The sequence below is a fragment of the Neorhizobium lilium genome (assembly GCF_004053875.1).
Taxonomy (GTDB): domain Bacteria; phylum Pseudomonadota; class Alphaproteobacteria; order Rhizobiales; family Rhizobiaceae; genus Neorhizobium; species Neorhizobium lilii.
Genome location: NZ_SBIP01000004.1, coordinates 787,490 through 798,954, shown reverse-complemented (window position 1 = coordinate 798,954; position 11,465 = coordinate 787,490). Strand labels below are relative to the sequence as shown.

At 62.1% G+C, this 11,465-nt stretch carries 11 protein-coding genes and 1 pseudogene; 5 read left to right on the top strand and 7 right to left on the bottom strand.

Going from position 1 to position 11,465, the window contains the following annotated elements; all coding sequences use genetic code 11:
• Positions 1-1,069 (bottom strand): CHASE3 domain-containing protein (locus EPK99_RS20915; protein WP_128444989.1); only part of this gene is annotated, 1,069 nt, incomplete at its 3' end.
• A 300-nt stretch (positions 1,070-1,369) separates the two neighbouring features.
• On the opposite strand from EPK99_RS20915, the gene EPK99_RS20910 reads away from it, so the two are divergent.
• Both EPK99_RS20910 and EPK99_RS20905 read left to right on the top strand, forming a co-directional pair.
• Positions 1,370-2,200, top strand: coding sequence for a L,D-transpeptidase (locus EPK99_RS20910; RefSeq protein WP_128444988.1), 831 nt, complete (start codon positions 1,370-1,372; stop codon positions 2,198-2,200).
• Between the two features lie 205 nt (positions 2,201-2,405).
• The gene (locus EPK99_RS20905) at positions 2,406-3,125 is read left to right on the top strand and encodes a L,D-transpeptidase (RefSeq protein WP_128444987.1); all 720 of its coding nucleotides are present in this window, start codon (positions 2,406-2,408) and stop codon (positions 3,123-3,125) included.
• Positions 3,126-3,203: 78 nt separating this feature from the next.
• Here the strand turns inward: EPK99_RS20905 and EPK99_RS20900 are convergent, their stop codons facing one another.
• Entirely contained in the window at positions 3,204-3,710 is a 507-nt protein-coding gene (locus EPK99_RS20900) for a MarR family winged helix-turn-helix transcriptional regulator (protein ID WP_128444986.1), read from the bottom strand.
• A gap of 123 nt (positions 3,711-3,833) precedes the next feature.
• On the opposite strand from EPK99_RS20900, the gene EPK99_RS20895 reads away from it, so the two are divergent.
• Positions 3,834-4,256 (top strand): organic hydroperoxide resistance protein, encoded by a 423-nt coding sequence (locus EPK99_RS20895; RefSeq protein ID WP_128444985.1) that lies wholly within the window; start codon positions 3,834-3,836, stop codon positions 4,254-4,256.
• Between the two features lie 66 nt (positions 4,257-4,322).
• On the opposite strand, the gene EPK99_RS20890 is transcribed toward EPK99_RS20895, so the two are convergent.
• Both EPK99_RS20890 and EPK99_RS20885 read right to left on the bottom strand, forming a co-directional pair.
• Positions 4,323-4,952, bottom strand: a complete 630-nt coding sequence (locus EPK99_RS20890) for a LysE family translocator (RefSeq protein WP_128444984.1) — start codon at positions 4,950-4,952, stop codon at positions 4,323-4,325.
• Positions 4,953-5,052: 100 nt separating this feature from the next.
• On the bottom strand, positions 5,053-7,482 hold the full coding sequence (locus EPK99_RS20885; RefSeq protein ID WP_164901829.1) for a glucose/quinate/shikimate family membrane-bound PQQ-dependent dehydrogenase: 2,430 nt from the start codon (positions 7,480-7,482) through the stop codon (positions 5,053-5,055).
• Between the two features lie 428 nt (positions 7,483-7,910).
• Here EPK99_RS20885 and EPK99_RS20880 point away from each other — a divergent pair, with 428 nt between their 5' ends.
• Positions 7,911-8,684: a potassium channel family protein gene (locus EPK99_RS20880; protein ID WP_128444983.1), complete on the top strand. Its 774-nt coding sequence runs from the start codon at positions 7,911-7,913 to the stop codon at positions 8,682-8,684.
• 93 nt (positions 8,685-8,777) lie between these two features.
• Positions 8,778-9,086, top strand: a complete 309-nt coding sequence (locus EPK99_RS20875; protein ID WP_128444982.1) for an alkylphosphonate utilization protein — start codon at positions 8,778-8,780, stop codon at positions 9,084-9,086.
• 33 nt (positions 9,087-9,119) lie between these two features.
• On the opposite strand, the pseudogene EPK99_RS20870 reads toward EPK99_RS20875, so the two are convergent.
• The 3 genes and pseudogenes from EPK99_RS20870 to EPK99_RS20860 all read right to left on the bottom strand — a co-directional run.
• Positions 9,120-9,380: pseudogene (locus EPK99_RS20870) on the bottom strand (type II toxin-antitoxin system HicB family antitoxin); the annotation flags it as partial.
• A 77-nt stretch (positions 9,381-9,457) separates the two neighbouring features.
• Positions 9,458-9,805, bottom strand: coding sequence for a c-type cytochrome (locus tag EPK99_RS20865; RefSeq protein ID WP_128444980.1), 348 nt, complete (start codon positions 9,803-9,805; stop codon positions 9,458-9,460).
• A gap of 71 nt (positions 9,806-9,876) precedes the next feature.
• The gene (locus tag EPK99_RS20860; protein ID WP_128444979.1) at positions 9,877-11,454 is read right to left on the bottom strand and encodes a helicase HerA-like C-terminal domain-containing protein; all 1,578 of its coding nucleotides are present in this window, start codon (positions 11,452-11,454) and stop codon (positions 9,877-9,879) included.
• Positions 11,455-11,465: the final 11 nt, after the last annotated feature.

Genomic DNA, 11,465 nt, shown 5'->3' with positions numbered 1-11,465 from the left:
CGCTGTCGATGGAGGCGCCGCTTTCGGCAACCGTGTTCAGCGTGCCGCGCAGCTGCTCGATCGCCAGGTTGAAGTCTTCCCGAAGGCTTTCGAAGTCCGGCGCGAAGGGCTGTGCGAGCTGGAAGGTCATGTTGCCCTGGGCGAGATGCTTCAGGCCTTCTGCCAGACCGTTGGTCGCTTCAGCCATTTCTTGCGCACGCTGGCGATCCGAATCTGCGGCGCGCGCCCGTTCCGAGTCGGACGTCTGGCGGGTTTCTGCGGCCTGACGATCGCTCTCGACCTTGGCTATAGCGGTTTGACGGAAGCTTTCGACGGCAGCAGCCATTTCGCCGATTTCGTCCTTGCGGCCACGTCCGGGTACATCGACGTCATTTTGACCTCCGACCAGGGTCATCATGCAGGCATTAAGGCTCCGCAGCGGCTTGACGAGGGCGCTGTTGAGAATGAAAAGCCCGATTGCCGACAGAAGCAGCATTGTGCCGCCGCCGGTAACGGCCGCAAACTGGGCCCGAGCAGCGGCCGCATCGGCTGCAGCCTTTCGCACGCCGAGAAGCGAAGTTTCCGCCTCTGCGAGTTCTTTGATTTTTGCGCGGATGCCGTCCATGGAAGCCTTGCCGGCGCCGGAAATCTCGATCTGACGAGCTTTGTCCCAGGTCGAAGCGTCCTTCATGAAGTCCATTTCCGGCTTCACCACGCCGACAGTCCAGGCTTCGGCAAGCTTTGCCACATCCTTCAGGCGCGTCTGCTGGGCCGGATTGTCGGAAGTCAGCTGCTGCGCTGCGGCCAGGTATTCCTGAAATGTCTTGGCGCCGGCGATCTGAGGATCCAGGAATTTCTGGTCTCCCGCGATGACGTAGCCCCGCATCCCGGTTTCCTGATCGACCATGGCGGCCATCATGGTCGATAGCTTCGACAGGACGTCATGCGTGTGATCGGTCATATTGGCATTCGCCGACTGAACCGCACTGGAGCTATGGCTGATGTAGGCGACAGCAAGGCTGACCACGATCAGACCCAGCATGACGACAGAAATTTTGGTCAGTATTTTCACATTTTGGAAGATAGTCATACCTCGTCCTACCCTAGAGTATTTGCCGCCATTTTCGGGACGACTTCAGAATTTCGATAAGTTTATCTTTTCCCAAAACGTTAAATTCGATCATAAGATTTGACGAAACTGCACTGTGATATGTGAACGATTGAATCTTGTAGTATTTGATCTATGGCAATTCTTTACATCGATATACTGCTACCAATGCGCGCATATCTCGGATCCTGCTGTCGCTGGGCGTCAACCGTTTGCCGCCAGTTTCACGAAAGCCCGATATGCAAGCTTGGCCTTCGACGTCATCAGCCGGAAGCCGTTGCCATGCCCGATTCTCCCTCAGCGTTTCGCCCGATCGCTGCCCGCGCCCTGTCGCTTGCCTGTGCGGCAGTGGCTGTCCTGTCCGGCTGCACCGTGCCCTTCGTGACGGATACGACCCGCATGGACCCGGCCGTGTTTGCCCGCGAAACAGCGCCGAACTTCTACGTGCCGCCCTATGCCGATCCGCCGTCCAATCAGCCTCCGCCCATGCCGGGCGCGATTCCGCAGAAACGCCAGCTTTATCCGTCGAATTTCCATCAGACCTATGGCTTGCCGATCTCCAATCCCGTGCATCGCATGATGTATGATGTCACCCGCGACGATGGCCATACGCTGCCTGCCATCCCCTATTCGCGCATCGATCCGCGCTTTCTGCGCCAGGAGGTGAGCTATGCCACCAGCGAAGCGCCGGGCACGATCGTGGTCGATACCCAGGCCCACTATCTTTACCTGGTCGAACCGGACGGCAAGGCGATGCGTTATGGCGTCGGTCTCGGCAAGGCCGGCTTTGCCTGGAGCGGGCGCGGCGTCATCCAGCGCAAGGCGAAATGGCCGCGCTGGACCCCGCCCGATGACATGGTCGCGCGCCAGCCGGACCTGCGGCAGTTTGCGGCGGCCGAAGGCGGCGCCAATCCCGGCCTCAACAATCCGCTCGGCGCGCGGGCGCTCTATATCTTCCAGAACGGCAAGGATACGCTCTACCGCGTTCATGGAACGCCGGACTGGCAGTCGGTCGGCAAGGCCACGTCCTCCGGCTGCGTGCGCATGCTGAACCAGGACGTCATCGACCTGTTTGACCGCGTCCCCTCCGGCACGCCAATCGTCGTCATTTGACACGCATTCATGCGTGCACCAGCTTTCATCCTGTATAAACGCCATCGCAAAGATGTGAGCGCATGTGCGCGGCTTGTGAGTAGTTGCGTAATTACCGCAGATCTATCTTTTGATAGGCCGGAAACATGGGCGAAACCTTTTGCCTTTCATCCCGTTACAGTATGCTTTTTTCGCAAATGCGTTTCTCTCGGTGGTCCATCCTCACATGATCCTCAATAAAGACTATTCTCGCCGGGGCTTCATGGCCTTTCTTGGCGCGGGCACGGCATCGCTGGCCGGTTGCGCTTCGACGGCCTCCGGCCCCGATCAGACAATCATCACCTATCGCGACGGCGTGAGCTTCAATGGCCCGGAACCGGTCATGGCCGGCTCGGCCGATGTCGCGCAGATGTATGGCACCGTCGAAGACGGGGGCTTCATCGTTCCGGCAGTTCCCTATCAGAAGATCAACCCGCGCTATTACCGTCAGCGCGTCGTCGATCCGACGGGTGAGCGCCCCGGCACCATCGTCGTCGATACGCCGTCCCGCTTCCTCTATCTGGTCGAGCCGGGCGGCAGCGCCATGCGCTACGGCGTAGGCATCGGCCGCGAGGGCTTTGCCTGGAGCGGGGAGGGCGTTATCCAGTGGCGTCAGAAATGGCCGAAATGGACGCCGCCGGATGAAATGGTGGCGCGCCAGCCGGAACTCGTCAAATACTCTTCGAAGAACGGTGGCATGCCGCCCGGCTTGACCAACCCGCTTGGCGCCCGTGCGCTCTACATTTTCCAGAACGGCCAGGATACGCTTTATCGCCTTCATGGTTCGCCGGAATGGAATTCCATCGGCAAGGCAGTCTCCTCGGGCTGCGTGCGTCTGATGAACCAGGATATTATCGATCTCTACGACCGCGTGCCCGAAAAGGCGCGTGTCCTCGTCTGGCAGTAATCCTCTATCCGGCCTGTTCCGCAGCCCGACGCCATAAGCGGTAGGATGCGGGGCAGGCCGATTGCCCTTCCGACGGCGTCATTCGTCTGCGGACGATAGCCTTTCCTTCAGCGCCACGAGTTCGTTGCGCAGGGACATTGCCTCGTCCAGGCTGCAGCCGACGGCATGACCGATCGCCGTCATTACGCCCTCCGCATCCCGCTGAAGTTCCCGCCCCTTGTCCGTAAGGGTGATCCTGACCTGCCGCTCGTCCTCCCGGTCCCGCTGCCGGGCCACGAGGCCGGATTGTTCGAGCCGCTTGAGCAGCGGAGACAGCGTGCCGGAATCGAGTCCGAGCTTTTCGCCGATCCCTTTCACCGGCTGTCCGTCCTCGTCCCAGAGCGCCATCATCACCAGGAATTGCGGATAGGTGAGGCCGAGCGGATCGAGCAGCGGCTTGTAACTGCGGTTGAAGGCATGCGCCGCCCCATAGATCGCAAAGCAAAGCATGGCATCCAGCCCCGCTGCGGGCCGTGCTGGCTCGTTCGGCTGCGATGCCTTCCTAGGCTGATGAGCCTTATTCTCCGGTCCGGGTGCTGACTTCATGGCGCGGCGCTCTATCTTTTTTGCTGTTGCTATTGTTGCAGGCTTGACGACGGCTTGCAATGCGCGTAATTAGATTGTGCGCAATTAAATTGCGAACAAGTTTTAACGAAGGGAGTTTGTGACATGGCCATTCTCTACACCACCAAGGGTTCCGCCACCGGCGGCCGTGCAGGCCACGGCGCTTCTGAAAACGGCGTTCTCGATGTCACGCTGACGGTTCCGAAGGAACTCGGCGGCGACGGCGCGACCGGCACCAATCCTGAACAGCTTTTCGCAGTCGGCTACTCCGCCTGCTTCCTCGGCGCCCTCAAGGCCGTCGCGGGCAAGGAAAAGGTGAAGATCCCGGAAGACGCCAAGGTCACGGCAACGGTCGGTATCGGCCCACGTGATGACGGCACCGGCTTCGGCATCGAAGTGTCGCTGCTGGTCGATCTGCCCGGCATCGAACGTGCTCAGGCGGAAGATCTGGTCGCCAAGGCGCATATCGTATGCCCCTATAGCCATGCTATGCGCACCTCGACCGAAGTGCCGGTCTCTGTCGCCTAAGACGATCCCGAACCGGACTCCGGCTCAACTATGCTCAAGGCTGGATGCTCCCGCATCCGGCCTTTTTCACGTTCTCTGCAGCGCCAGATGCGTGCCGAGGCCAACAAGAACCGCGCCGCCCGCCCGCCGCATCATCTTCTGTGCCCGGCCGGATCGGCGAAGCCGCCCCATGATCGCCTCGGCCAGCATGACGCAGACGATATCCGCCGAGGAGAAGGTGAGGTTGACGATCGTGCCGAGGATCAGGAACTGCGCCCAGACCGGAAATGCTGCGGACGGATCGATGAACTGCGGCAGGAAGGCCATGAAGAAGATAGCCGTCTTGGGGTTCAGCACCTCGACGCTGATGCTGTGCAGGAAGGCGCGAGCAGCGGATTTCGGGGTGCCGGCTTCTCCCCCATCCTCCTGCCCGCGGGAACGGAACAGCGAAATCCCGAGCCAGATCAGATAGCCGGCCCCGATCAGCTTCACCGCCGCGTAGAGAATAGGAACGGCTGCAAACAGGATCGACAGGCCCGCGGCCGCGGCCACCACATGCACATAGCAGCCGAGATGGATGCCGAGCGTTGCCATCAACCCGGCGCGTCGCCCGCCTGCCAAAGTCTGGGCTGCGGCATACAGCATGGCCGGCCCGGGAAGATAGGCAAACAAGACCGTGGTGACGAAGAATGTGAGGAGAAGCTCGGCTGAAGGCATGGGGCAAGGTCCTGACACTATGGATTCGGGAGTAAACCATGCGCGCTGAAGAAGATGCCCACTCATCGCCGGGCATCTCTTCATTCAGGTATCGCGCCGGTCAGTTCGGCAATGCGTAAGCGATAACATAATCGCCGCGGTCTGGCGACTGGCGCGCTCCGCCGGCTGAAATCACCACATACTGCTTGCCGGTCTTCGGCGACTTGTAGGTCATCGGGCCGCCCTGGCTGCCGACCGGCAGGCGGGCCTTCCAGACTTCCTTGCCAGTGGCGCTGTCGAAGGCGCGCAGGTAGTAATCCTGCGTACCCGCGATGAACACGAGGCCGCCCTGGGTCGTCAGCGTGCCGCCAAGCGTGGGCATGCCGATCGGGATGGGCAGACCCATCTTGATGCCGAGCGGGCCGGTATCCTGGACCGTGCCGACCGGCACCTGCCAGCGGATCTTCTGCGTCGCCATGTCGATTGCCGTCAGGCTGCCGAAGGGCGGCTTCTGGCAGGGAATGCCGAGTGCCGAGAGAAAGCGGTTCTTGTTGACCGCATAGGGCGTACCCTTCATCGGCACCACGCCCATGCCGGTATTGACCGCTTCGCCGCCATTGCTGACAGCCTTGGTCGGCGCCGCCTCCACCATCTGTATCCACAGGCCGAGCCGCATGTCGTTGACGAAGATGGTGTTCGTCACCGGATCGGTTGAAATGCCGCCCCAGTTCATGCCGCCGAGCGAACCGGGGAAGTTGAGGGCGAGGTCGGTGCCCGGCACCGTATAGACGCCATCATAACGCATGCCCTTGAAAGCGATGCGGCACAGGAGCTGGTCGAAAGGGGTGGCGCCCCACATGTCGCTTTCGCTCAGCGTCTGCGCCCCGATCTGCGGCATGCCGACCGAAAGGTGCTGGGTCGGTGCATAGGGTTCGTTCGGAATATTGCCGGGTTTGACGGGCACGTCCTCGACCTTGGTCAGCGGCTGGCCGGTGGCGCGGTCGAGCACGTAGATCTGCCCGGCCTTGGTGCCGAAGACGAGTGCCGGAACCGTTGAGCCATCCGCCTTGGGGAAGTCGATGAAGGACGGCTGCATCGGCACGTCGAAATCCCACAGATCGTTGTGAACGGTCTGGTAGACCCATTTCTCGCGTCCGGTCGTGGCATCGAGTGCCAGCATCGAGGCGCCGTATTTGTGATCGAGCGCCGTGCGGGTTGCTCCGTAAAGATCGACCGACGGGCTGCCGACCGGCATGAACACGGTGTTCGAGGCCGGGTCGTAGGACATGGCGGCCCAGACGTTAGGGGTCGAACGGGTATAGGTACTGCCCGCCGGCGGCAGCTTGGTAATTTCCGGGTTGCCCGGATCGAAGGCCCAGCGCAATTCGCCGGTAATGACGTCGAAGCCGCGCATGACGCCGCCCGGCATGTCCACCTGCACATTGTCGGCGACACGGCCACCGACGACGACGGTGGTGCCGGCAAGCGTCGGGGCGGAGGTCAGCACGTAGCTGGGATCAGGCGCATCGCCCATGCCGATCTTCAGGTCGACGCGGCCATTGGTGCCGAAATCCGGGCAGAAGGCGCCGGTATCGGCATCGAGCGCGATCAGTTCCGCATTGATCGTGTTCATCAGGATACGGCGCTGGCACAGGGCACCTTCGGCAACGGTGGCTGCCGTGACCGGCGTGGAACCTGGCGCGGCCGGCTGGACGAGCGGGCGCGTCGCGTCGAAATAGGCAAGACCGCGGCAGCGCATCCAGACGGACGATTTGGCGTTGATCTCGTTCTTCCATATCTCCTTGCCAGTATCGGCGTCGATCGCGATGACGTTGTTGTGCGGCGTGCACAGGAAGACACGGTCGCCCACCTGCAGGGGCGTTTCCTGGTCTTCCGCGCCGTTGGCGCCAGGGCTGATCGGCGTGTCGCCGGTGTGATAGGTCCAGGCGACTTGCAGCTTGTCGATATTGTCGCGGGTAATCTGGTCGAGCGCGGCAAACCGGCTGCCGCCGGACGTATTGCCATAGGCTTCCCAGTTCTTCTGTTCGCGCGCCGGATCGACCGGGGTCAACGGCGCCGGGGTGCCGCTGAAGGCAACGGGCGGATGGGCCACGAACATGCCGGCAAAACCGGCCGCCGAGGCTATGGCCAGAACGATACCGATCACGAAGGATCCCGCATAGGCGGGTGTGCGGCCGGAGGACTTCCGCAACAGCGGGTAGCTGAACGCGATGACAGTGGCGCCGACGCCGAAGGCGAGAAGGCGGGAAATCAGCGGCCAGAACTCGAGCCCGGCCTCCCATACGGCCCAGGCGGCGGTTAGGACAGTCACCAGCCCGAAGAGCAGAGCCCCGGAAGGGCGGCGCAGGATCACGAGAAGTCCCGACAGGACAACCGCAATCCCTGCAAGCAGGAAGTACCAACTACCGCCGAGCATGACGAGCTTGCCGCCGCCGATCGTCAGGAACAGGCCGGCCGCTATCAGGGCGGCACCAAGCAGGATTAGCCATAGCTTGGCCGGCAAAGACAGTGGGCGAGGAGAATCTAACATGGCTTCGTCAACTCCGGGTTGGATGTCGAACCGATCTTCGCTGCAGCGAGTTCCATGGTCCTAAGGCAGACGCGAGGGAACCTAACGATAAACCGGCAGACGTGGCGCCATCTCGGTCCGTTCGTGTCCAGCGGATCGGGAGTGCCCTGTAAAAACGGACTTTCGGCTGCCATGTCCTCCCGATGCACGGCCACCGCAGGCGAAACCGCCCGCTGGGCGCTTATAGGACCGGCTTACGCGGATTGACAAGTCCCAAAGGTCGGGCTTGCCATTCGATCATGAGGAGCGCCTTGAGCAGGCCCGACACGCCCCGACACCCCCACCATGTCCACGGCGCCAATGCGGTAAGTCCCGGCTCTTGGCCTGTTGAAGGCCGGCACCGGGGCGCTATGTCTCGTGCATGATCGTAATCCTCGCATGCAGGTCCAATGACGTCTCCACTTGCTGACCTGCGGCACAAGCTGCAAAGGATCGAACGCGGCCATGACCGCTGGGCCTTGCGCTGGCAGGTGCTGCTCGCAACGGTCGATCTCGCCATTCTCGCCTTCTTCCTGCTCGGTCCCTATCTGCGCACCCGCCCGACCTATCTCATCATCGATTACGGGGTCGCCCTGTGGATCATGGCCGAAATGGCCGCCCGCGCCCTGGCTGCGCCCAGCTTAAGGGTGTGGATTAGTCGGGCGCTGACCTGGATCGATCTCGTCGTGCTGGCGACGCTGCTGTTTCCCGATCTGCTCTACAATTTCGCTTTCCTGCGCGTCATGCGGCTCTGGGCTGTGGGCGATAGTCCGCTTCTGCGGCAGGGCTTGCGGCGGCTGGGCTATGGCCACCTGCAGGATGTGGCGAAGGCCGTCCTGCATTTCCTGGTCTTCCTCTTCGTCGTGACCGGCTTCGTCTATACGAGCTTCTTCTATGACCGGGAAGGAAGCGAGGGTTTCGTGGATGCTCTCTATTTCACGGTCGCCACCGTCACCACGACCGGGTTCGGCGATATCACGCTGCCGGGAACGCTTGGAAAGCTCACCTCCGTCGCAACCATGATCATCGGCATCTCGCTCTTCGTGCGGCTGGCCCAGGCGGTGGTCAGGCCGTTGAAGGTCCAGTTTCCCTGTCCGCGCTGCGGGCTGCAGCGGCATGATCTCGATGCCGTTCATTGCAAGGCCTGCGGCGAGATCCTCAATATCCCGAATGACGACGGGTGATGAACGGCACCGGAAGGGGGCTGGGGATTGCGTGCCGCAGGCTGCCGTTGTAAGCGGCCTGACGAGTGATGCTCGGTTCCCGAAGGAGTACCCATGGCTGCCGATGACGACGAATACGTCTATGACGAAGCGACCGGCGACTGGCGCCCTGCGTCGGAAATTGCCGCCGCAGCCAAGGCCGCAGGTGCAGTAGAGGTGGTGGATGCCGCCGGCAATGTGCTGAAGGATGGCGATTCCGTCAGCCTGATCAAGGACCTGAAGGTCAAGGGCGCCGGCCAGACCCTGAAGCAGGGCACCGTTATCAAGTCCATCCGGCTGACCGACAACCCGGAGGAAATCGACTGCCGCCACGACGCCATCAAGGGCCTGGTGCTGCGCACGGAGTTCGTCCGCAAGCGGTAGTGACGTAAGGCTTCTGGCGGGCGGAGAAGTTCAGGCCTTGCGCTTCTGAAATAGCATCGTCGCCACGGCGTCGCTATTTTCTTGATCGGCCATGATGGTTTCCAGCGCGGATGGTTCCGGGATTGCTTCGCCGTCTTCCTCCATGCCTTCGACGTGAAGCGCCAAAGCCTCCTGGGCCATGCGGCGGGCATCGTCGAGATCGGTGCCGGCGGTCACGACGCCGGGGAAGTCGGGAAAGGAAACACCGTAACCGCTATCAGCGTCCTTGCGGATCAGTGCGATATAGTTGTGCATGGCCTCACCTAAGCGGAATTACGGGATTTAATCGTACTTAATCGTAGCTCAAAAGCGCCGGGAACGGTAGGCCCCAATCAAGGATTGGCCTTGAGATAGGCGATGACATCGTCGATCTCGCTTTGCGTCCAAAGGCCCCAGAAGCGCATGGATGTGCCCGGCACCTTGCGCTTCGGGCTGGAAAGGAATTCGCCAAGCGCTGCCTCGTCCCAAACGAGCCCTGCCGCACCGGCATCCTTCATCGCCTGCGAATAGCGAAAGTCCTGCACGGAGCCGGCCTTGCGGCCGACGACGCCCTTCAGCGTCGGGCCGAAGCGGGTGGCTTCGCTATCCACCACATGGCAGGAACTGCAGGTCTGGAACACTCTTTTGCCATGCGCGAGATCGGCGGCCTCAACCTCCTGCGCCGCGAACGGAAACAGCATTGCCAGGGCGGAAAGCAGGGGAGCGCACCTGTGAAGACAAGTCCTTGCCGCCGCCGCTCCTGCGAAATGCGTCACCGCTTGAGGCTACCCAGAATGCCGCGCACCAGCGCCCGGCCCACCTGTGTGGCGACGGTGCGGGTCACGCTCTTCAGTGCGGCTTCGATAATCGTCTCGCGCTGATAGCCGGAGCGGCCCACCGTGCGCCCATTGCCGCGGCCCTGCGGTTCGTCGTCCTTGTTTCCGAAGCCCGGAAGCGTCCAGCCACTGGTCTCGCCGGAGCCGGCCGGCGGGGAGGGAGCGAGTTCGTCCTTCGCCTGTTTTGCCGCGGCCTGGTCGGACGCCTGCCGGGCGCGCGCGGCCAGTTTCTCGAAGGCCGATTCCCGGTCGATATCCTCGTCATAGACGCCGAGCACGGGGCTCCGGTCCATCACGGCCTGACGCTCCGCATCGGTAAGCGGCCCGATGCGGCCCGACGGCGGGCGGATCAGCGTCCGCTCCACGATGGAAGGCGCGCCTTTGCCCTCCAGCGTCGAGACCAGCGCCTCGCCGGTCCCCAGTGTGGTGATGACAGTGGCACAGTCGAAGGCCGGGTTGGGGCGGAATGTCTCTGCCGCCGTCTTTACCGCCTTCTGCTCGCGCGGCGTATAGGCCCGCAGCGCATGCTGCACCCGGTTGCCGAGCTGCGCCAGCACGCTTTCCGGTACGTCGATCGGGTTCTGCGTGACGAAATAGACGCCGACGCCCTTGGAGCGGATCAGCCTTACCACCTGTTCGATGCGGTCCAGCAGCACTTTGGGTGCATCGTCGAACAGCAGGTGCGCCTCGTCGAAGAAGAACACCAGCTTGGGCTTGTCCGGATCGCCCACTTCCGGCAGTTCCTCGAAAAGCTCCGACAGCAGCCAGAGAAGGAAGGTGGCGTAGAGCCTGGGGTTCATCATCAGCTTGTCGGCGGCAAGTACCGAGATCTGCCCGTAACCATTGTTCGGGTTGATCCGCATGATGTCGCTGATCTTGAGCGCCGGTTCGCCGAAGAAATGCTCGGCGCCCTGTTGCTCCAGCACCAGCATGGCGCGCTGGATGGACCCGACCGAAGCCTTGGAGATCAGCCCGAATTCCTTGGAAAGCTCGCCGGCATTCTCGGCCATGTAGTTCAGCAGCGAGGTGAAATCCTTGAGATCGAGCAGCGGCAGGCCCGCCTTGTCGGCAAGCTTGAAGGCGATGTTGATCACGCCTTCCTGCGGCTCGGAGGCATCCATCAGGCGCGACAGCAGGAGCGGTCCCATCTCCGCGATCGTGGTGCGGACGCGGTGACCCTTCTCGCCGAAGATGTCCCAGAAAATCACTGGGAACTTGTCGAATTCGTAGTCGGAAAAGCCGATCTCTTCGGCGCGCTTGGCCAGGAAATCCTTGGGCTCGCCCTGCGCCGCCACGCCGGAAAGATCGCCCTTGATGTCGGCCGCGAACACCGGCACGCCGGCTTTCGAGAAGCCTTCCGCCAGCACCTGCAGGCTCACGGTTTTGCCCGTGCCGGTGGCGCCGGTGATCAGCCCGTGCCGGTTGCCGAACTTCAGCTCCAGATATTCCGGCTTGTTCAGGCTATCGTCAGGCTTGCGACTGCCGCCAATGAAGAGTTTTCCCGCTTCGTCCATGCAACTATGAC